Here is a 22,000-nt window from a genome sequence, read left to right on the forward strand (position 1 = left end):
TCCTAAGAAATAGACCGTTGCTTTCCGTTTCAGGCGGACGCTTTCCGGGGGGCGGGCGGAGAGCCTCCTCGTCCGCTTCGCTTCGCTTTCGCTCCCTGCGGGGGTCTCTCCTGTCCCGCTTTCCCCCCAGGAGTCGCCGCCTTCCACTCCAAGCAACTACATATTATTCATATAGTAAATCATAAAAGGAAATCTAGTCTCTCATTAATCCATTAAAAGTCTTTAAATGGATTTTTTGGTTGCTTAGTTGTTGGATGGAGGCTGGTTTGTCGTAGCCGATCCAGACGGCGGTTGTGTATTTGTCGTTCATGCCTGCGACCCATAAATCTTTGTAATGGTCGGTTGTGCCTGTTTTGGCTCCGGTGTAGGTCGTTGTGTAGGCGATGCCCCTGCCTGTGCCGTTAAGGACGACATCTTTCATAAGGTTTCGGATTGTAGAAGCTGTTGAAGGTGACCATGCTGTTACAGCTTTTTCTTGCCAAGCGTAAATTACATTTCCTTCTCGATCTTTAACTGCCCGGATAGCATGGGGCAATTCATACGTCCCGTCAATGAAACTTGTGTACGCCGAAGCGAGTTCAAGAGGGGATACGCCTTTATGGAATCCGCCTAGTGCAGCGGGGTACGTATGGTCTTCTTCAGTTACATATTTGAATTTAAAAGGGTTTAAGTAGGCGAACGCGTTCTCAATTCCTACTTTCCGGAAGGTCCTAACGGCTGCGGTGTTGTGGCTATGGCGGAATGCTTCGCTTAAGGTAGTCATTCCGTATGTGTAGCCGCCGATATTCGTTGGACAATAGGAACCGATGCACAAGTTACTGCTGTCGATCGGTGTGCTTTCTTTATACGGTCCGCTTTCAAGAAAAGGTGCATAGACGAGCAATGGTTTGATGGCGGAGCCCGGTTGCCTGATTGCTTGATAGGCCCGGTTGAAATCCGCTTTCCGGTATCCTTTACCGCCGTATATGCTTACGATTTCCCTTGTCGCATTGTCAATGACGACAGCACCCGCCTGTAAATCCTTCTTCGTCAATAAGGAGCTGACTACAGCTTCATCATGTTTCTGCTTTTGTGAATCAAGGGCCGTTTCAATTTGGATGCCTTTTGAAATAACCTCTGCTGTTCGCCGTTTTAAAGCTTCCACTTCCAGTTGTTTTTTCTCCGGGGTATCGGCTTTTTTGATTGATTCCGAAAAACCTTCTGTGGTGCCAATCAATTCTTCAAGCTCTGCCAATACGTAAGAGCTGTACATCGCAAACTCATTCGCCTTTTCCTTCACATTTAGCGTAATCGTTTCCTGCATCCAACTTTGCGCATCTTCCTCTGTGATCACACTGTTTTTCGCTAGGACTGATAAAAGAAGTTCTTGTCTTTTTTTTGTGAGCTCAAAATGCCGAAGTGGATCGTATTTGGATGGGTTATTCGGGATTGCAGCTAGAAAAGCTAATTCCGCTTCGCTTAACTCTCCAAGAGGGCGGCTGAAATAATACGTGGCGGCTGCCCCGATTCCGTATACTTGATTGCCAAAGAACATTTCATTTAAATACATTTCGAGAATTTCATCTTTCGACGACTGATTTTCTAACTCGGCCGCATATAGCAGTTCCCTGAATTTCCGCTCATAGGTCTTTTCAGTTGTCAGGAAGCGCATCCTCACAACTTGTTGTGTAATCGTCGACCCACCTTGCTGCATTTCATCTGACGCAGCATTGACTGCAAAGGCGCGAAAAATCGCCGCAACATCATACCCTCTATGGTCGAAGAAGCCTTTATCCTCACTTATTAAGAAAAGTTGGCGGACAAAATCAGGTATGGCGTCCAAAGGGAGGGGATTCCGCCACTCGACATACTCTTCCGCGAATATCCTGCCATTTCGATCAGTAAAAGAAATCGGCATATTCACGGGAGGATCTGAGAGCTCGATGGATTCTTTTACGCTATTTTTCAAGGACTGTGTTTCGCCCCATTCCTTTGCTATCGATTGTTGAATTCCAAAAAGCAATGGGATCATTAAAATGATGAGCATGAATCCTATTATTCTTTTCAAAACGATCCCTCCTACAAAAAATATAGCACATTTCCTTTTTGGAAATGTGCTAAATTCACGTATGCGAATGTTGTTTTGCATCTTCTTCTGCTAAAAAGTCTTCAAAATCTTGGACAGGCTTCCTTTTAGCGTAATAAAGGAATGCGAAGCCTATTAGGAAAAGAACGCCGGTAAGAATGAAAACGGACGAGATGCCGATGAATCCACTGACGATTCCGCCGAACATCGGACCGATAATATTGCCAAGAAAACGGAAACTCGTATTGTAGCCCATTACTTCACCTTGCATATCGATCGGCGCTTCCCGTCTAACAAGCGCTGTAGTGATCGGTATCATACCGCCGATTGCAATCCCGAACAATAACCGCCAAATCATTAGTTGCCAAATGGATGAAACAAATGCTTGCGGTACGATGAAGATGAAAGAAAGGATGAGCAATGCACCAAGTACTTTTTCATAACCGATGTCGTCCCCTAATTTCCCCCATTTTCTGGCGAAGAGGAGATTGCCGACACCAGCTGCACTGAATGTGAGCCCGGCAAGAAATGCAACATCATTCGAATCTGTTAAGCCTGCCACATAAAGCGATAGGAGGGGCTGGATGCTGAAATTCCCGATTTGGATCAAAGCAGTCACAATCATGACATTCAACATTAATCGGTGATGAAGCAATCCGCTTAAAATTGTCTTACGTGAATAATGGATCGCTTTTTTGTCTTGCACTTTCTTTTGTTCCTTAATACCGAACAATACAATGAGTGCGGCAATGACTACTGAAATAGAAGTAATGACGAATGTGTATTGGAAACCGAAAGCATCGGCCATGAGTCCACCTAACACTGGGCCGAACAAAGTCCCGGTGACACTCCCCATTTGCAATGTACCAAGTTTCTTTCCTGCTTCCTCTCTCGCTGTCTGAGAAGAGATGAAAGCAAGTGATGTCGGAATGAATCCAGTCACGACACCATTGAAGAGCCGTAATATGAAGAAAGCCTCAACGGAATTGACGAATCCCATCAGAAAGACGGACGTTGCAATCCCGAATCCGTTAATGAGCAAAATCGGTTTGAATCCGTATTTGTCCGCGATTCGTCCCCAAATCGGAGACATGATTAATGCAGTGATGAATGTCGCTCCAAAAATCAATCCTGACCATTTTTGGACATATGCATCCGAATGATCTCCGAATGTTTCTATGTATAATGAAAGGAAAGGCATGATCATCGTCATCGTGCCTGCAACTAGGAAGTTTGCGAACCAAATGATCATGAAATTTCGTTTTTGAACGTCCATGCTGTTAAACCTGCTTTCGTATGAAATGCCGAGGGGTTAGTAGAACAATTCCCTCCGTCATTTATGTTTAAACGCATATGTATTTTCCAATTATAGAGTATTTCGTGTTCCGAAGAAAGTTTCATGCTTATGAATCGAAAAAGGAAGATGGATATGGTAAACTGGTTCAGGGTGAATGAATATGAAAAAGATGACACTTGCTTTGCTCACTCTACTTTTAATGCTCATGCTGGCTGCTTGTGGTCAAGGCGACAAAAGCAAACAGGAGCAACAAGATAAATCCAATGCATCTTCGAATGATGAAATTGAAGAGAATGGATCGTCTAAAGAGGAAGACGAAGCAACTAATGAGGAGGCCGCAATTATGTATCCACAATTATCAAATGAAGTTGCAGCAAATGAAGCGTTAGTCGTTATGAATACGACAATGGGACCAATCAAAATCAAGTTGTTCCCTGAAAAAGCGCCAAAAACGGTAGAAAACTTTTTAACACATGCTGAAAATGGCTACTACAACGGAATCATTTTCCACCGTGTAATCAAAGATTTCATGATTCAAGGCGGAGACCCGACTGGAACTGGAATGGGTGGGGAAAGCATTTACGGAGATTCATTCGAAGATGAATTTACGATGGACCTCTTCAACCTAAGAGGAGCACTTTCAATGGCGAATGCAGGCCCTAATACAAACGGCAGCCAATTCTTCATTGTTCAAGCTTCCAATCCACCAGGATCAGCAGAGCAATTGAAACAAGGCGGCTGGCCGGAAGAAATTGCCGAAGCCTACGAAAAAATGGGCGGGACACCACACCTCGACCAAAAGCACACAGTATTTGGTCAAGTCGTTGAAGGAATGGATGTCGTAGACAAAATCGCAACTGCCAAAACAGATCGCTCCGATAAACCGAGCGAAGAAATTTCGATTGAATCAATCGAAATCATCCAGAAATAATTTAGATAGTTAGGAAGTGTACGTAAATGGACGTTATATTAATGCCGTTCCTTTACTTTCCAGAAGATAAATCTGAGTATATTCCAGCAGCCATCTCTTTCTTCTTTTTCATGATTCTTCTAGTCATCACATTTATGTGGATCAAGCGGAATTCGAAAAAGCAAGAAGCAGAAACAAAGGAGCTGGAAGAGCGCATTTTGCGCGAACGCCGCGAAGCAAAAGAAAAAGAGAAACACCATTTTCAATGATGAATAGATAAAAGCATGATCCCATATTGCGGATCATGCTTTTTTGAATCGTGATCAGGGGAGAAATTTGTATCCGCGCTCAAGGAATTGAGTCTCGCGCTCAAGGAAGCGAGTCTCGCGCTCAAGGAATTGAGTCTCGCGCTCAAGGAAGTAGGTCTCGCGCTCAAGGAAGTGGGTTTCGCGCTCAAGGAAGCGAGTCTCGCGCTCAAGGAAGAGTCACCCGCGCTCAAAGAAGCGCATCCCACGCTGAGGATAGTGCAATCCTCGCCAAAGGAGTCACGTAGAACATAAAAAAACGGAATCCAAATCGGATTCCGTTTCGGAAGATTAGAATCACTGCATAGCTTTAATAAAACGGTCGACGCCTTCTTCAACAATGGCGCGCGGTGTTGCGACATTCATGCGGAGGAAGCCTCTGCCTGCTTCGCCGTATTTCGTGCCTGGTTCTAGAGCAAGTCTCCCTTTATTCAACAGCCTATCCATCATCTCTTCTTCGGATAGCCCAGTGTCACGGTAATCGACCCACAATAAGTAGGTGGAATCTGGCTTTTGAATAGAGATTCCCGAAACAGCTTTCGGTAATGTATCAATGACATAATCCATATTGGAGGAAATGATTTCTAATAAATTCTCAAGCCATTCTCCACATTCCGTATAAGCCGATACAAGTGCAGATGCCGCAAATGCACTCAAGTCCATCTGTCCATGAGCCATTGCGCTTTGCTGCAAGGCTGCTCTTAATTTTTCATCTTCTGTTATCATAATGGCACATTGAACGCCTGCTAAGTTGAATGTTTTAGTCGGAGCGACACAAGTGATGACTTGACCACCTTCTTCCTCCGCAAGCTTTGCGAGAGGAATATGCTTGGAACCAGGTAAAACGAGGTCTGCATGAATTTCATCTGATAACACTAAAACATCATACTGTTTACAAAGTCTTAGGATATTTCGCAGTTCATCCTCCGACCAAACAATGCCGCCGGGATTATGTGGATTACAAAGAATAAATAATTTAACATCTTGCTGTAAGCTTTTTTCGAACGCTTCGAAGTCAATGGAATAGTTGCCGTTTTCCTCTTTCAACTGACAGTCAACGATATTCCGGTTTTGATGTCCAGGGACATTGAAAAATGGCGGGTAGACCGGTGAAGTGATCAGAACGTTATCGCCTTCCTTCGTAAATGTCTCAACAACAGTTCCGATGGCAGGCACGACCCCGTGATGGAAAAGCATCCAATCATTCTGAGTTTCCCATCCGTGACGGGACGAAAGCCAGGATCTGACCGAATCCTTACATTTCGTGCATATGTACGAATATCCAAAAACTCCGTGATCCAAACGCTCTTGCATTGCTGCGATGATTGGTTGCGGCGCTTTAAAATCCATATCCGCAATCCACATTGGCAGAATATCGGAAGCGTCATCTATACCGTACACAGCCTCCATATTTCCCCATTTTACGGAACGTGTTTCTTTGCGATCAATCACTAGTTCAAACTCTTTCATTCCAAAACCCCTCATTTCCTTTTTTCTTTTACATTACTATGCTATCATAAACGAAACAATAGAAAAAAATAAGGTGACTTGTCGTGCAAATAATTGAAATGAATAAAAAAGCAATTACACTTCTCGAAGAATGGGATCCTTTCAATGCCGGCAGAAAAGCATATGAGCTTGAAATAGCCGACGTCATAAAAGAACTACAGTTGCTGGATCATCCTACCGATCTTGCAAAACGAATCCGTGAAATTTATGAACATTCCCATGGACTATGGATTCCGATAGAGAAATGCATGCAAATATCATATAAATTACTAGCTGTAAAATACGAAGCGAAATGTATTATCGTCTGAACCGTGCCGAATCTACGAACTTGTAGATTCGGTTTTTTCGTTGTAACAAAAATGAAACTCGTGTCGTATCACCATCAGAGGGAAAAGAAAGCGAGGGGGAAGAATGGATGAAGCCGATTTGATCAGAAATGCGCAAAATGGTGATCGGGTTGCATTTGCGCAATTAATGGATATGCATTATCGAACTGTCGAGAAATTTGCTTACCAATGCGGTGTGCGTCTTGATGATATAGCAGATGTCACTCAAGAGGTGTTTATAAAACTTTACAGGTTCTTGCCGCAATTTAATCAACAGCGGTTCACTACATGGTTGTATAAAATCACATTAAATACGGCCCGGGACTATTACCGTAAAGAGGGAAGGGAAACAGCGAAGGAGGAGAAGTTAAAAAGAGAAGGGAAGCAGACCGGTTATCAATCAGCCGAAACGCAAGTCCTCCTTTTTGAGGAAGATCGTTTATTGCATGAAGCGATTCTGCAACTTGATGAAAAATATAGGATTCCGCTAATCTTGTTTTATTTCCAGAATTTGAGCTACCACCAAATTGCGGATGTATTGAACATTACGTTGGCTACAGTGAAAACACGGATATTCAGAGCGAAGAATGTCTTGAAAAACGAGATGCAAATGAATGGAGGTGTACCACATGGACAATGACAATTTTGAAAAAAGGATGGAGTTTTTGAAAAAGTCGTATGACCGTGTGCCATCCTCTTTTGATCCGGATGAAGTTTTCAAGAAGATTGATGAAGAGAAAATGCAGCCATCCAATATGCAAAAACCTGCCAAAGGCGGATTCAGACATCATCTTACCGTTTGGGCGATGGGCATCGCAAGCATCTTCATCATAGGGATCATTGGAACTGGATATGTTTTAGATCAGAAACAGAAATCGGAAGAAGAAATTATCGATTCCCCGGTAACAGATGAATTTATCGAAAGCTTGCTCGTGCGGTATGAAGAAGAACGTGAAAAACGTCGTGAAATGCTGAAGTTGGATGAAGAGTATTTTAAGCACTATGCTAGTTATGCGGACAGCACAATTGATTTATTGAAAAACGATAGTTATTTAGAAATGGTTAGAGCGGGAACGGAAAAAACGCCTCTCAAAGAGACATATAATCGTGCGGTGCAGGAATTAAAGCTGCCATCTGAAATGCTCAAAGATTTAAAGGAAAACAGCCTTCAAAATGATGAACAGGAAAGCATCATCTTTTTAAGTGAGTACCGTCGAAAAGTGAAAATACTTATTGAAATATATGACCAAATTTTGAAAGAGAACAAAGTAGCAATAGATGCGTATGAGGTAGACCCGCACGTCGATAAGGCTGAGCTCATGTTGTTGAGCAGCAAGAGTTTTCCAGAGCAGCTCCAAAATATTATCAGAACTATGCGGGACCAGATGATTCGGCTTTATACGGAGAAATACTCTGGGGAGATTAGGACCCGTTATTCCAATTATAACTTACTTGGTGATTTACAATACAAGTTGCATCACCACACAGACGCATACATTATGATGATTGCGGAAGAGCCTTATATGTATAGTTCGATCCTTCAATATCCAATTGATGAAATGGCATATAAGTTAGGAAGAATGGAACAAACACTTATAAATCTAGAGCATGAGGATTCCACTTTATATCCTGTGTTGGAATCTTACTTCCTCGCCATTTTCAATGACTTGGTCAATGGCAGCGAATATACGAAAATCTTTGATGGGGATGGCGTTCTTCTTCCTGACTATCAGGATGTTTGGCGCGGGTTGGCGGCGAATGGGGATCCGACGCCAATCGCCTATGTTATGCAGCCTATTGTCAAAGAGATGGAAGCGTCGGGTTGGCGAGAATCAGCAAGTTGGGATTCGCTTTCATATGATGCTTTAAAAGAGGCGCTTATCCTGTACCGGGAAGGATTGCTTGAGGAATACATGTATGGAGAAAGACCGGATTTCCAAGATGTCACCATTCAATTGCCGAATGATTCATTCGAGAAGGAAGTTCAAGCATTGTACGCCGACTTCAAGAAAACGTATGACAAATCTGTTTTAAAAGGGGTTTCACCTATTCATGTGCTTAGGGTTTTCGACTATGCGAATGAAATTGAAGATCCGTTAACGATGTATCATTTAATCAATGAAAACGTTTTGAAGTATGATGAATCCGGAATAGAGTATACAGCTGAGTATTATGTGGAGAAATGGCGAAAAGGTATTTCGTATTTCTGGAATGCTACAGATGTCCGATTTGACGGGCAAGCGGTTTTTCGCGATGGCTATATATTCCGTAGTGATATAAAGTTTACTGGCGTGGATTGGCAGATTCCGATGGTTTTTACTGAAGAAGGTGTGTGGGAAGTCGGAATAAAAAATATGTACGACCTCCCGTTGTATCACATGAGTCCCGAAATGGATTTCCAAGATGACATAATGGCTATGAGTGATTATTACTATGAAGGATTAATTAGCACCGACGATGTTGAAAGCTATTTGAGATGGAATGAACCATTGGAGATCCTTGGTATGTATTTCTATGCAGGTGAAATTGGAAATTATGCCATGCAGTATGAATTGTTTTATCAAGGGGATGCTGCCGATATTGTAAGTAAGGAAGCTTTTTTAGAAAACCCACAAAATTATTTCTTACCTTATTCGGAAGCGATGTATAAAAAAGTTTCCTTCCAAGGTCAAGAGCAAGACGAAAACGGTAACTGGCCAGGTATAGCAACACTTACTGTCGACACAGAGCTCTTTCCAGAACTTCCGTCCGAAAGGAAATTCCATATGTTTTGGAATAAAGACGGCTGGCGAGTTAAATTCAATCCATTCGACCAATAAGGACGGGGCTGCCAATTTCGGCGGCCTTTTTTCTGTTAATTTGGTATAGTTGAGCTAGGATTATATTGTCAGGGGAAGTAGGGATGGGTATGGATGGCTTGGAAGGAAGAGTTATTGATGGGGATAAAGAAGCTTTCAAAGAGTGGATGAACTTACATATCCGTCCGATTGAACTTTTTGCAGTTCAGTACGGAATTAGCCAAGAAGAAGCGGGAAAAGTGGCTGAAACGATATTTGGAAATTTATACGGAAAGCTTGGACTACTGACAGAGGAACATTTAGAAGAAGTGTCACTGTTTAAAACTGCGATACAGCAGCTCAAGGGAAAACAACTGGATGTCCAACAGGAAGGGTTGTTCTCTTTTGAAGAGGACAATGAACTGCAGTGGAGGATAACTAATTTACCGCAAGAAACAAGGCTCCCTTTAGTCCTTGTCAAATTCCATAATAAATCCGTTGCAGAAATCGCCATGATACTAGATAAGTCCGAGCAGAAAGTCGAGGATGCGATAAAAGAAGCGCTTCGTTTGTTGACTGAGCCAAATGTGGAGAAAAAGCTAGAGTTTTTAAACCTTTCTTATGAAAGACTTGCACCATCTTACATAGAATCGAACATTTTTATGCAAGAGAAAGAAATATCACGAGTAAAAGAACCGGAAGCAACTGTAAGAAAAAGAAAACCGATTGCTCTCTGGAGTGCAGGGGCGGTTATTCTTATATTTCTCTTATTAGTCTCTGTCTTCAGAAGCGATGCGTATCAGCAATCCTCAGCAGAAAAATTTATTAAGAAAATGAACGTATCCTTTCAACAGGAATTGGATGATCGATTCGAGCTAATCGGTTTGTCTGAACCAGAAGAATCGAATAATGGTTATACATTAGTTATGCAAGGTTTTAGGAGCGAAATTTCACCTATCTCATATGGTTATGACACAAAGACCAAATTTAAAAGGTTCGTGCGTGAGGTGGAAAGGCAACTGGAGGAAGAAGGAAGGATCAATAAAAAAGAAGCTAAGCAAAAATATAACGAATTGGTTTTAGAATTGCGGCTGCCTTCGGAAATGGTGGAGCAACTGCAGAAAGAACCTTTAAACGATGACCGAGAACAAAGCCTGATTTTCTTGGACGAATTACGAAGCAAAAATGAGTTCCTTACAAATGTTTATATAGAAATCTTGGGTGAGCACTTGGAAATGATTTTCGAGTCTGATTTGTTTAATGATGGTATGGTCGATGTGGATGAAGTTCTGGAACGAAAGGCTTCATTTCCGCTTGACTTTCAAAATGCAATTGAACGGATGGAGACACAGTACTTTTCATTAACGAGTGTAAAAGAAATCGCTCCTTTATATCCAAAATACGGTACGCCTGAATTGGAAAAAATATTGCGTAGGAATCTCCATCCAGATATGCAAATCTACATATCTCTGCTTACAGGCACCTTTAATCTTGTATATACAGGCACCTTTGAGGATCATTTGGAAGCTTTGTTTGCGCTTGAAAAGGAATTGCCGAACACGAAGGAAAGTGACCAATTATCTTATGTTTTCAACTCCAATTATATATTTCTATTCTTCACTGCAGCAGGTTTAAACAGTGAAAAAGGGGTTTACGATGCATCAGGCGTCGTCAGACAAGAAATAAAGGATAGATGGAAGCGACTTGCGGCGAATGGCGAAGTGTCTCCATCCGGACAAGTTATTCGAGAAATGATTGATGAAATGGAAGCCTCTAATTGGACAACATCACCTTCACTTGAAGAACTGATGAACTATGGAGTTTGGGTGAATCTTGAATCGAAAATGGAAGAAGCGAGGGCGGGAAAAAGTGCCAATTAACCCCTGTGAGTTTTGCTGTGAAAGGGCTTACTATGGTATAATTGCGGATGGCCGTATAGGCAGATTCGATACCAAAAAGATTGGGAGCTGTTTCACATGGGAAGAAACTTTGAAGTGGGGGAAGAGCTGACTGGCAAGGTTACAGGCATACAGCCTTATGGCGCGTTCGTAGCGCTTGACGAAGAGACGCAAGGTCTCGTTCATATTTCCGAAATAACATATGGATTCGTCAGAGATATTAATGAGTTTTTGGCTGTTGGAGATGAAGTGAAAGTCAAGGTTTTGGAAGTCGACCAAGGCGCTGGCAAAATCAGTTTATCCATCCGTGCACTTCAAGAGGCGCCATCCACTAACCAGAGAACAAACCGTTCCCGCAAATCCTTGCAGGATAAGGTTAAAGAACATGATGCGGAAGGGTTCAACTCGTTAAAAGACAAACTGAAAGACTGGATTGATCGATCTGGGTATTGAGCAATCAAAAGCAGAACCAGACGTAAATAAAACAGGAGAAAGGCAAACGCGCCTAGCTCCTGTTTTTTAATTTCCGCAATCGGTATTGCAGATTTTGCCTGCTCATTCCGAGTGCCTGTGCAGTTTTTGTAATATTTTCATCGTGCAGTTTCATCGCTTTTTGCAAGTAGTATTCTTCCGCTTCTTTTAAATATCGATCGAGCGGCAATAATTCCTTTTCAGGCTGAACGATGAAATCGACGGCCTGTGTCGGTTTATCGGCATCACTTTTCAACCGGAAGTGCAGCGGCAGCATATCATAGGTGATAACCGCTTCTGTTGTGGCAAGTGAAGAAACTTCATCAAGTAAAAATTCCAGCTCGCGCATATTGCCAGGCCAATCATATCGTAGGAACAACTTCTCCACCTCTGGCGTCACGGCTTCTAAAGAGGATCCGAAACGTTCTTTTCTTCGGGCAAAATAGGAGTCGATGAATGGCATAATATCTTCTTTCCGCTTCCTGAGAGGAGAGACGCGGATTGTAAAAGAAGCAAAAAAATAATAAAGATCTTTTAGTAAAACGCCCTTTGCAATCAATTCGACAGGATCGTCGCCGATGCTCGCGATGAATTGATGACTCGGTTGAACTGAGTTTTTTAAAAAAGTATATAAGTTCTGTTGCAGAGAAATGGATAATAAATCGATCCGCTCACAGAATAACGTGAATGCTTCCGACATATTTAAGTCTTCATCAAGTTTCTCGATGAGCGCCGCATCTGATCGGTTGCAGTAAAGTGTGTAGAAAGGACCGTTAGTAGGGGACAACTCATTATGGATGCTTTCAGCAATCAAGTCTTTTCCAGTCCCTGATTCGCCGATAAGGAGAACGGGCAATTTTGTGCTTGATGCCTTTTGTGCTGTCGAAATCACTGTTTTCATTTCTTCTGAAGCAGCGATGATCTGAGTGAAGGTCACAGGACTACTGTTTTTTCGAAGTGGATGCAGCACGAACTTTTCTAGAGCGGTCACATCGCGAGAGATTTCCACAGCTCCAATGAGTTCTTCGTGATGAAACACGGGATACGTATCATTGATTGTCGTTATTTCATTGCCATTCCGATTCCAATAAGTCTGTTTGATGTTCAATTGTTCCACGCCGCTTTGCAGCACTTTTAACAATGTGCTTTCTTCATGATCAAAATTAAATAACTCAAGAATGGAGCGATCACCGACTTCTTCCAACTCAAAACCTTCAATAGCTTTCATTTTATCGTTATATATGACGGTTCGACCTGATTTGTCTACTGCATGGATACCGACACCAGCCCGATTCACTGCAAATTCGTATAAAAGAAAGAGGTTTTTTTCGATTTTATCCACGAATAACACCGTCCGTTTAATTTTTTATCGTAAAATAAATAAAAAGACTTGAAATGCGCAACAATCTCTTGCATTATTATAAGTGTAACCACAGAATAAATGCAAATTAATTTTGCTGCCTAAAAACTGAGGAGGAGTAAAATGATTCCATACAAACACGAACCATTTACAGATTTCACAAATGAAGAAAACAAAAAAGCGTATCTTGCAGCTTTGAAACAAGTTGAAGGGTACCTTGGCCAAGATTATCCTTTGATCATTGGCGGCGAGCGCATTATGACAGAAGACAAACTTGTGTCGACAAACCCTGCTAACAAAGAAGAAGTCATCGGCCGCGTTTCGAAAGCGAGCAGAGACCTTGCTGAAAAGGCAATGACTGTTGCAGACGAAACATTCAAAACGTGGAGAAAAGTGTCACCGGAATTCCGGGCTGACGTTCTTTTCAAAGCGGCTGCAATTATTCGTCGTCGTAAACATGAGTTTTCTGCACTTTTAACAAAGGAAGCAGGTAAACCTTGGAACGAAGCGGATGCAGATACAGCAGAAGCAATCGACTTCCTCGAGTTCTATGCGCGTCAAATGTTGAAATTAAAAGATGGTATTCCTGTTGAAAGCCGTCCTGGTGAATTCAACCGTTTCGATTACATTCCTCTAGGAGTTGGCGTTGTCATCTCTCCTTGGAACTTTGCTCTTGCAATCATGGCAGGTACAACAGTGGCAGCATTAGTAACTGGTAACACGGTATTATTGAAACCAGCATCTACAACGACTGTTGTTGCTTATAAATTCATGGAAGTTCTTGAAGAAGCGGGCATGCCTGCTGGAGTTGTCAACTATATCCCTGGTTCAGGTGCTGAAGTGGGCGACTACCTCGTCGATCACCCAAGAACTCGTTTTGTTTCATTTACAGGTTCAAGAGAAGTAGGTACGCGCATTTATGAACGTGCTTCCAAAGTGAACGAAGGCCAAATCTGGTTGAAACGCGTAATCGCTGAAATGGGCGGAAAAGATACGATCGTAGTAGATAACGAAGCAGATCTTGAATTAGCGGCTCAATCGATCGTTAAATCTGCATTCGGCTTCAGCGGTCAAAAGTGTTCAGCATGCTCACGCGCAGTCATCCATGAAGATGTGTATGATCAAGTCGTTGCACGTGTTGAAGAATTGACAAAAGAATTGACATACGGAGATCCAACTGACCAATCCAACTTCGCTGGACCGGTTATCGACCAAGCTTCATTCGACAAAATCATGAGCTATGTTGAAATTGGTAAACAAGAAGGTCGTCTAATCGCAGGTGGAGAAGGAGACAGCTCGAAAGGGTTCTTTGTCGCTCCAACTGTCTTCGCGGACGTCGATCCGAAAGCACGCATCATGCAAGAAGAAATCTTCGGTCCGTTCGTGGCGCTCGCAAAAGCGAAAAACTTCGACGAGGCAATCGAAATTGCAAATAACACGGATTACGGTTTAACTGGAGCAGTCATCACGAATAACCGTGAACATATCGAACAAGCGCGTCAAGATTTCCATGTAGGGAACTTGTACTTCAACCGCGGTTGCACAGGTGCTATCGTAGGCTACCAACCATTCGGCGGCTTCAACATGTCCGGAACAGATTCAAAAGCAGGCGGTCCGGATTACCTACAACTTCACATGCAAGGAAAAACTACATCTGAAACATTCTGATTTGATTATTATAAGATGAACTAATGGTTTGTATATTGTTGTGATGTCTGTTGCTTGTAGTGGAAAGCGTCCGCCTGGAACGGAAAGCAATGGTATATGTTATCTCTTAATTGATCTTTTATATTACGGAAGCAGCCCCATAGGCTGCTTCCATTCTACATACAAATGGGGAGGGAAAACGCATGTCGATTTCTGAAAAAATCATTTCGCAAACTAATAGATTTGGGGCCAACAACTATCATCCGCTACCGATTGTCATTTCCGAGGCTGAAGGTGTTTGGGTAAAGGATCCTGAGGGAAATAAATATATGGATATGCTTTCTGCATACTCTGCAGTCAACCAAGGACACCGTCATCCGAAAATCATCAAAGCTCTGAAAGACCAAGCTGATAAAGTTACATTGACTTCACGCGCATTCCATAACGACCAACTAGGTCCGTGGTATGAACTTATTTGTAAACTATCAGGCAAAGACATGGCTTTACCAATGAATACTGGAGCAGAAGCGGTTGAAACAGCTATCAAAGCTGCCCGCCGCTGGTCTTATGATGTAAAGGGCGTAGAAGAAAATAAAGCGGAAATCATCGGTTGCGTTGGGAACTTCCACGGCCGTACAATGACTGCGGTATCCCTTTCCTCAGAAGCCGAATATAAACGTGGATTCGGACCAATGCTACCAGGCATAAAGCTAGTCTCTTTCGGAGATTTAAAAGCGTTGGAAGAAGCGATCACGCCAAACACTGCTGCATTCATCATTGAACCGATCCAAGGAGAAGCGGGTATCCTTATTCCTCCTGCAGGTTATATGAAAGCTGCATATGAACTTTGTAAGAAACATAACGTCCTTTTCATTGCCGATGAAATTCAAGCAGGCCTTTGCCGTACCGGTAAAATGTTTGCTTGTGAATGGGAAGGTTTCGAGCCGGATATGTACATTCTAGGCAAAGCACTTGGCGGTGGGGTTTTCCCGATTTCCTGTGTTGTTGCGAATAAAGATATCCTTGAAGTATTCAATCCTGGTTCCCACGGCTCCACATTTGGCGGAAATCCGATGGCGTGTGCAGTCTCTATTGCTTCATTGGAAGTTCTCCAAGATGAGAAACTTGCAGACAAGTCAATCGAACTTGGAAATTACTTTACTGAACAATTAAAGAATATTAACCATCCGTCGATAAAAGAAGTACGTGGCCGCGGTTTGTTCATTGGTCTTGAATTGACAGAGGAAGCACGTCCGTATTGTGAAAAATTGAAGGAACTCGGCTTGCTTTGCAAAGAAACGCATGATACTGTCATCCGTTTTGCACCTCCGTTAGTGATAACGAAGGAAGAAATTGACTGGGCATTGGAAAGAATCAATAAAGTTTTTGCTAGTTAACCTAAAAAGTACCCAAAAATGATTTGGTCTGTGTTACAATATGTCCGAAGAAAACATTATGAAATTAAAGAGGCGAACTTTTACAATGACTGAAAACCTGAATCTGTTTACGTCTACACAAGTTGTCATCAAGGAAGCACTTGACAAACTAGGCTACGATGAAGGAATGTATGATCTTCTAAAAGAACCAATCCGTATGGTAGAGGTTAGAATTCCTGTACGCATGGATGATGGAAAAGTGAAAGTGTTCACGGGTTTCCGTGGTCAACACAATGATGCAGTTGGACCGACAAAAGGCGGCGTTCGTTTCCATCCGGAAGTAAGTGCTGATGAAGTCCGTGCATTATCAATGTGGATGACATTGAAAGCTGGTATTGTCGACTTGCCATATGGCGGGGGTAAAGGCGGTATCATTTGTGACCCAAGGGAAATGTCCATGGGTGAATTGGAACGCTTGAGCCGTGGATATGTCCGTGCATTGAGCCAGGTAATGGGACCGAATAAGGATATCCCTGCTCCTGACGTCTTCACGAATGCACAAATTATGGCTTGGATGATGGATGAATACAGCAGAATTGATGAATTCAACTCCCCAGGTTTCATTACGGGTAAACCGATTGTGCTTGGTGGTTCACAAGGTCGCGACCGCGCAACAGCGGAAGGCGTAACAATCATTATCAATGAAGCTGCTAAAAAACGTGGAATTGATATGAAGGGTGCGCGTATTGTAATCCAAGGATTCGGTAACGCTGGAAGCTTCCTATCCAAATTCCTACATGACGCTGGTGCAAAAGTAATCGGTATTTCCGATGCGTATGGCGCACTTCATGATCCGGAAGGCTTGGATATCGATTATCTATTAGATCGACGCGACAGTTTCGGAACGGTGACAACACTTTTCGACAACACCATTTCGAATAGTGAATTGTTGGAACTGGATTGTGATATCCTTGTTCCTGCAGCAATCGAAAACCAAATTACAGAGAAGAACGCTCATAATATTAAAGCTTCCATTGTTGTTGAGGCAGCTAACGGCCCTACAACTTCTGAAGCAACAAAAATCCTAACAGAACGTGGAATCCTTCTCGTGCCTGACGTGCTTGCTAGTGCAGGTGGCGTGACAGTTTCTTACTTCGAATGGGTTCAAAATAATATGGGTTACTACTGGTCTGAAGAAGAAGTTCGTGAAAAAATGACTTCTAAAATGGTAGAAGCATTTGAAAACGTCTATAATGTTTCATCCACACGAAATATCGATATGAGACTTGCTGCATATATGATCGGCATCCGTAAAACTGCGGAAGCTTCTCGTTTCAGAGGATGGGCATAATCTAAATAAGTCAATATAAGAAAGCATCTCCCTTCTATGGGGAGATGCTTTTAAAATTTTTCCGATTCGATGATAGCTGCTGTGTTTTTGCTAGGTACTTTAAGGCTTTCAAATAAAATCGTTAATGAAATAAGTCCTGAAACCCCTACTATCATATAGAAAAAGCGAGCAAGCGGTTTTGCATAACCATTTGAAAGTTGTGCGACAACGTCGAAACTGAAAAGCCCGACGACTCCCCAATTAAAAGCTCCTATTATAATGATTGCTAATGCTATTTTTCGAACTCTTTCCAAACAAATCGCCTCCTATTCCTAGGATTCCCGATACATGTCTTTTCATACTTGCTTCCCGGATTTTGTTCTTGGATAATGGGAAACGAGAACTCTTTGGAAAGAATGAGAACTTATCATGTGAAAATGAGAACTCAGTGGACATGAATGAGAACTATTATGGAGACATGAGAACTTTTCACACATGAATGAGAACAGACTTGGCAGTAACGAGAACTATTAAGTCGTTAACGAGAACTTTTCAAGGAAAGAGGAGGAAGTTAAGATGAAGGAATTCACATTCTACAACCCGACTAAGCTCATTTTCGGGAAAGACTCCATTAAGAAGCTTACGAAAGAATTATCAGCCTACGGTAATAGAATCCTTGTTGTCTACGGTGGAGGAAGCATTAAAAAGAACGGGCTTTATGATGAAGTGATGCAAATCTTGAATAAGGAAAATAAAGAGGTCTTCGAACTTTCAGGTATCGAGCCGAACCCTCGCCTTTCCACAGCGAAGAGGGGAGCGGAATTATGCAAGGAACATAATATCGATTTCATTCTTGCTGTCGGGGGTGGATCGGTCATTGATTGTACGAAGTTGATCGCTTCAGCGGCAAAATATGACGGAGATCCATGGGACTTTGTTATAAGGAAAGCTACTCCGAAAGAAGCCGTTCCGTTCGGCACCATTTTGACGATTGCGGCAACTGGATCCGAAATGAACGCGGGCTCTGTTATTACTAATGAAGAAACTGAAGAAAAGTACGGATGGGGAGGTCCGCTTAACTTCCCGAAATTCTCGATTCTAGATCCAACGTACACACTTTCCCTGCCGAAAGATCAGACTGTTTACGGCATTGTAGACATGATGTCGCATATTTTCGAACAATATTTCCACCGTGCAACGAATACTCCTTTGCAAGACGAGTTATGCGAGGGGGCATTACGTGCGATTATGGTGGCTGGTGAACAGCTCGTTAACGATTTGCAAAACTATGAGTTGCGTGAAACGATCCTCCTAGGCGGTACATGGGGGTTGAATGGATTTCTAGGCATGGGGAATAATGGTGGGGACTGGGGGACGCATGACATTGAGCATGCCATATCCGCGGTTTACGATATTCCGCACGCGGGCGGTTTGGCGATTTTATTCCCACATTGGATGAGATATACGTTGAAGTTGAACCCGGCTCGCTATGCGCGGCTGGCCATCAAAGTCTTCGGAGTAAATCCGGAGGGCAAAACAGATGATGCAGTTGCGAATGAAGGGATCGACAAACTGCGGGCTTATTGGACGGCGATCGGTGCGCCCGAAAGACTTGCGGATTATGGAATTGATGATTCGAAGATTGACCTGATGGCAAAGAAGGCGGCTGTCAATGGCCCGCTCGGTGGATTTGCTCAACTAAGTGAAGAAGAAGTAAAATCCATTTTGGAAGCATCGTTATAATAGAAAAAGCTACGGGTGCCCGACTCTTACACCTGGAGCTGGATTAAAAAAAGTAGAGGGGAAGTATCAGTCTCCCCTCTACTTTTTATTTTCAGGCAGTTTTTTCCGAGTCTCTTCAGACATCTTCGGTTCATTTACCCCTTGCCAAGTTTTGATCCCATCGTCTTCATCGAATGAAATCAATGCTTCGCGGACTCCTTTTTGCTTCAATACTAAAGACATGAGCCTGTCCCTTACATCATCGATATAGGCGACCGTTTTTGTCGGATCCACCTCGGCAATTACCTCCACATGAAGGTATTCTCCTTCTTTGATCACTTCGACTTTTTGGATATCCTTTACATCAGGATCTTCGGCTATAATTTGCGCAATATGATTCAACATTTCCTCATCCGTTTCGCCGATCGCACCTCTTGCATTTTCAAGGAATATTTTACCGACTACGTAAAACATCATGAAACCGATCAACATGGACGCTATACCTTCCGCACGTAAGAAACCGGTATAATGGGCGATTAAAACCGCGGTGAAAGCCAATATCCCTCCAATCGTTGCAACCAAGTCTTCCATAAAGACTAATTTAGTCGCGGGTTTTGCTTTACCAAGATTGGTCAAACTGTAGGTGAAGGCTTTCAAACCGCCATAGGCATGTCCTGAATCATGTGCAATTTCTTTTGATGCTTTCAATAAAACGGTAAATTCCAGTGCCGTTGCAAGTCCTAACACACTTAGATTGATGAGGAGCCCTTTTGTTTCAGTTGGATTCAATACGTGATGCCAACCTTCCTTCACCGCCTCGTATGACATAATACCAACGATAATAACAGCACCTAAACAGACAAGGTTGACAACTCTTCCGAATCCGTTCGGAAAATTGGGGGTCGGCGCCTTCTTTGAAAGAGCGGAACCTATGTAAACGAAAAATTGGTTCGCTGCATCCCCCAAGGAGTGCAACGTTTCTGCGAACATGGCAACGTTCCCTGTTAATACATAGGCAACTGCTTTCAGGATAGCAATAGCAGCATTCACAATGCCTGCCAGCAGAGATGGCTTATTGCCGTCCTTCAACAGACGTAAAATATCCTTCATATATATTAGCCTCCATTAAGGATAGATTTCTATTTCGACTGATTCAATGTAAGAGAGCTCTGTTAGTTCAATATATAATTGTGTGGTTCCTTTTCTTGGTAGCGCATCAAGACGAAAATCGACTTCATGCACTGAAGGTTTATCGTCAAAGTGCAATTGCCGGATGCGCAGGTTTTCTACTTTCATATTTTCGGAATTCAAAATCTCGATAAGATCATTGATTTTACTTTTATCCGAAACGACGACAATGCACGCAGCCTCCTTCGAACGTATTCTTTTTGGACCGAATTTGCCAAGAGCAGGTGCAATGACCTCAATGACGAAGAGAATGCTTAGCACGGCAAACGCCGCTTCGATATAAAAACCGGCACCTACTGCAATTCCAATGCTTGCAGCTCCCCAAATCATTGCCGCTGTCGTCAAACCGGTAATGTTATCGTTATCTCTTCTTAAAATTGCACCCGCGCCAAGGAACCCGATTCCGCTTACGATTTGCGCGGCTAGACGCAGTGGGTCCATTGTTACATTAATATCATTCCGTGCAGGAACAAGGTAAGCTGCTTCTATTGATACAATAGTTAGCAGGCAACTGAATGTGGAAATAACGGCGCTAGTCTTCAAACCAATCGGCTTCTTCTTAATTTCCCTCTCTACTCCGATAATTAAACTTAAACCTAGTGCAATTCCAATTTTAATTAATACTTCCGGGTACATTGAGTTATTCATAATCCATTCCATTGATTTCCCCCCACTATCTTCATTCGAATGAAGATGTGTTATACTCTTTATATTGTCTTTATCCTAAAAAGGTTACAAACTAACCTATATCTCCATTGAAAGAGAAGTGTGCATTATGGAAAAACCTGCAGTTCATCCCTATATCCCGATAATCGTAGGCGTGATATCAGTGGCGCTCTCGGCAATCTTTGTAAAACTAGCGACAGCGGATGCCGGAGTTATTGCTTTTTATCGTATGTTATTTACAGTCATTCTCATGCTTCCGTTATTCTTAGTTAAATATAGGAAGGAAGTTTTTCTTTTAACAAAGAAAGACTGGATTTTTTCTACGATTGCAGGAGTTTTCCTAGCTTTTCATTTCATTCTTTGGTTTGAATCGTTGAACTACACCTCAGTTGCAAGTTCAACTGTTCTCGTAACATTGCAGCCGATATTCGCTTTTGTAGGCACCTATTTCTTCTTTAAAGAAAAACTATCGTTTAAAACGATCTTGTCGGCAGTTATTGCTATAGCGGGTAGTATCATCATCAGTTGGAGCGACTTCCAATTGAGCGGAACCGCTTTTTTCGGAGATATGCTCGCTTTGGCGGCCTGTGCATTGATTACCGCCTACTTGCTTTTCGGTCAAGAAGTGCGTAAGCGACTGTCTCTTATTACTTATACGTTTCTTCTATACTCAATCAGTACAGTTACACTCTTTTTTTATGTACTTATAAAAGGGGAGTCATTCGGTCCATATTCCACTTCGAATTGGTTCTGGTTCTTCATGCTAGCGCTTATCCCAAACCTGCTCGGACACTCGCTTTTCAATTGGGCAGTTAAATGGGTCAGTACAAATGTCATTTCAATCGCTATTCTTTTTGAACCTGTAGGAGCGTCAGTTCTTGCATTCTATATACTCCATGAGAAACTTTCTGTAGCACAAATAACGGGTGGAATTGTAGTCATAGCAGGCATTCTGCTGTTTATTGTCGATGTGAAAAAGATTCGAGAAAAATTATTTTTAAAAAAGGCTTGATTTCTTATTTGGCTATGTTGTATATTAGTACATGTCCTTGAGAGACAAAAACAACTTCGAAAAAAGAATTTAAAAAAGTTGTTGACTCGATAGAGACACCGTGTTATGATTAAGAGGTCGCTGTGAAAGAGACGGCGCGAT

19 protein-coding genes are annotated in these 22,000 nt (G+C 42.4%); 12 read left to right on the forward strand and 7 right to left on the reverse strand.

The window, feature by feature from the left end; genetic code table 11:
- Nucleotides 1-193: 193 nt before the first annotated feature.
- Together SLU01_RS08160 and SLU01_RS08165 are read right to left on the reverse strand one after the other, a co-directional pair.
- The gene (locus tag SLU01_RS08160; RefSeq protein WP_147057117.1) at nt 194-2,047 is read right to left on the reverse strand and encodes a transglycosylase domain-containing protein; all 1,854 of its coding nucleotides are present in this window, start codon (nt 2,045-2,047) and stop codon (nt 194-196) included.
- Nucleotides 2,048-2,102: 55 nt separating this feature from the next.
- Nucleotides 2,103-3,341 (reverse strand): MFS transporter, encoded by a 1,239-nt coding sequence (locus SLU01_RS08165; RefSeq protein ID WP_147057119.1) that lies wholly within the window; start codon nt 3,339-3,341, stop codon nt 2,103-2,105.
- Nucleotides 3,342-3,522: 181 nt separating this feature from the next.
- Here SLU01_RS08165 and SLU01_RS08170 point away from each other — a divergent pair, with 181 nt between their 5' ends.
- Both SLU01_RS08170 and SLU01_RS08175 read left to right on the forward strand, forming a co-directional pair.
- Nucleotides 3,523-4,293: a peptidylprolyl isomerase gene (locus tag SLU01_RS08170; RefSeq protein ID WP_246110928.1), complete on the forward strand. Its 771-nt coding sequence runs from the start codon at nt 3,523-3,525 to the stop codon at nt 4,291-4,293.
- 26 nt (nt 4,294-4,319) lie between these two features.
- Nucleotides 4,320-4,541: a hypothetical protein gene (locus tag SLU01_RS08175; protein WP_147057121.1), complete on the forward strand. Its 222-nt coding sequence runs from the start codon at nt 4,320-4,322 to the stop codon at nt 4,539-4,541.
- Between the two features lie 333 nt (nt 4,542-4,874).
- On the opposite strand, the gene SLU01_RS08180 is transcribed toward SLU01_RS08175, so the two are convergent.
- Nucleotides 4,875-6,047 (reverse strand): MalY/PatB family protein, encoded by a 1,173-nt coding sequence (locus SLU01_RS08180; protein ID WP_147057123.1) that lies wholly within the window; start codon nt 6,045-6,047, stop codon nt 4,875-4,877.
- Nucleotides 6,048-6,130: 83 nt separating this feature from the next.
- On the opposite strand from SLU01_RS08180, the gene SLU01_RS08185 reads away from it, so the two are divergent.
- The 5 genes from SLU01_RS08185 (at nt 6,131) to yugI (ending at nt 11,540) form a co-directional block, all read left to right on the forward strand.
- On the forward strand, nt 6,131-6,394 hold the full coding sequence (locus tag SLU01_RS08185) for a DUF1871 family protein (RefSeq protein WP_174842630.1): 264 nt from the start codon (nt 6,131-6,133) through the stop codon (nt 6,392-6,394).
- Between the two features lie 103 nt (nt 6,395-6,497).
- Nucleotides 6,498-7,052, forward strand: coding sequence for an RNA polymerase sigma factor (locus SLU01_RS08190; RefSeq protein ID WP_147057127.1), 555 nt, complete (start codon nt 6,498-6,500; stop codon nt 7,050-7,052).
- The gene (locus SLU01_RS08195) at nt 7,042-9,231 is read left to right on the forward strand and encodes a hypothetical protein (RefSeq protein ID WP_147057129.1); all 2,190 of its coding nucleotides are present in this window, start codon (nt 7,042-7,044) and stop codon (nt 9,229-9,231) included. The genes SLU01_RS08190 and SLU01_RS08195 overlap by 11 nt, the downstream gene beginning before the upstream one ends.
- Nucleotides 9,232-9,314: 83 nt before the next feature.
- Nucleotides 9,315-11,069: an RNA polymerase sigma factor gene (locus tag SLU01_RS08200; RefSeq protein WP_147057131.1), complete on the forward strand. Its 1,755-nt coding sequence runs from the start codon at nt 9,315-9,317 to the stop codon at nt 11,067-11,069.
- 96 nt (nt 11,070-11,165) lie between these two features.
- Nucleotides 11,166-11,540: a S1 domain-containing post-transcriptional regulator GSP13 gene (yugI, locus tag SLU01_RS08205; RefSeq protein ID WP_147057133.1), complete on the forward strand. Its 375-nt coding sequence runs from the start codon at nt 11,166-11,168 to the stop codon at nt 11,538-11,540.
- A 52-nt stretch (nt 11,541-11,592) separates the two neighbouring features.
- On the opposite strand, the gene SLU01_RS08210 is transcribed toward yugI, so the two are convergent.
- A complete protein-coding gene (locus tag SLU01_RS08210; protein ID WP_246110929.1) occupies nt 11,593-12,900 on the reverse strand; it encodes an AAA-type ATPase lid domain-containing protein in 1,308 nt (435 codons plus the stop codon).
- A gap of 141 nt (nt 12,901-13,041) precedes the next feature.
- Between SLU01_RS08210 and pruA the strand changes: the two genes are divergently transcribed.
- From pruA to SLU01_RS08225, 3 genes are all read left to right on the forward strand, one after another.
- Nucleotides 13,042-14,586 carry an L-glutamate gamma-semialdehyde dehydrogenase gene (gene pruA, locus SLU01_RS08215; protein WP_147057135.1) on the forward strand — a complete coding sequence of 515 codons (1,545 nt, stop codon included), beginning with the start codon at nt 13,042-13,044 and terminating at the stop codon, nt 14,584-14,586.
- Nucleotides 14,587-14,768: 182 nt separating this feature from the next.
- A complete protein-coding gene (locus SLU01_RS08220) occupies nt 14,769-15,962 on the forward strand; it encodes an ornithine--oxo-acid transaminase (protein WP_147057137.1) in 1,194 nt (397 codons plus the stop codon).
- Between the two features lie 85 nt (nt 15,963-16,047).
- The gene (locus tag SLU01_RS08225) at nt 16,048-17,292 is read left to right on the forward strand and encodes a Glu/Leu/Phe/Val family dehydrogenase (protein ID WP_147057139.1); all 1,245 of its coding nucleotides are present in this window, start codon (nt 16,048-16,050) and stop codon (nt 17,290-17,292) included.
- Nucleotides 17,293-17,342: 50 nt separating this feature from the next.
- Here the strand turns inward: SLU01_RS08225 and SLU01_RS08230 are convergent, their stop codons facing one another.
- The gene (locus SLU01_RS08230) at nt 17,343-17,585 is read right to left on the reverse strand and encodes a DUF378 domain-containing protein (protein WP_147057141.1); all 243 of its coding nucleotides are present in this window, start codon (nt 17,583-17,585) and stop codon (nt 17,343-17,345) included.
- 262 nt (nt 17,586-17,847) lie between these two features.
- Here SLU01_RS08230 and SLU01_RS08235 point away from each other — a divergent pair, with 262 nt between their 5' ends.
- Nucleotides 17,848-19,014 (forward strand): iron-containing alcohol dehydrogenase, encoded by a 1,167-nt coding sequence (locus SLU01_RS08235; RefSeq protein ID WP_147057143.1) that lies wholly within the window; start codon nt 17,848-17,850, stop codon nt 19,012-19,014.
- 78 nt (nt 19,015-19,092) lie between these two features.
- Here SLU01_RS08235 and SLU01_RS08240 read toward each other — a convergent pair whose 3' ends face one another.
- Both SLU01_RS08240 and SLU01_RS08245 read right to left on the reverse strand, forming a co-directional pair.
- Nucleotides 19,093-20,103 carry a cation diffusion facilitator family transporter gene (locus SLU01_RS08240; RefSeq protein WP_147057145.1) on the reverse strand — a complete coding sequence of 337 codons (1,011 nt, stop codon included), beginning with the start codon at nt 20,101-20,103 and terminating at the stop codon, nt 19,093-19,095.
- Nucleotides 20,104-20,118: 15 nt separating this feature from the next.
- The gene (locus SLU01_RS08245) at nt 20,119-20,841 is read right to left on the reverse strand and encodes an MgtC/SapB family protein (protein WP_147057147.1); all 723 of its coding nucleotides are present in this window, start codon (nt 20,839-20,841) and stop codon (nt 20,119-20,121) included.
- Nucleotides 20,842-20,956: 115 nt separating this feature from the next.
- Between SLU01_RS08245 and SLU01_RS08250 the strand changes: the two genes are divergently transcribed.
- The gene (locus SLU01_RS08250; protein ID WP_147057149.1) at nt 20,957-21,859 is read left to right on the forward strand and encodes a DMT family transporter; all 903 of its coding nucleotides are present in this window, start codon (nt 20,957-20,959) and stop codon (nt 21,857-21,859) included.
- Nucleotides 21,860-22,000 lie beyond the last annotated feature (141 nt).

Origin of the sequence: Sporosarcina luteola (assembly GCF_007991495.1) — a bacterium.
GTDB classification, from domain to species: domain Bacteria; phylum Bacillota; class Bacilli; order Bacillales_A; family Planococcaceae; genus Sporosarcina; species Sporosarcina luteola.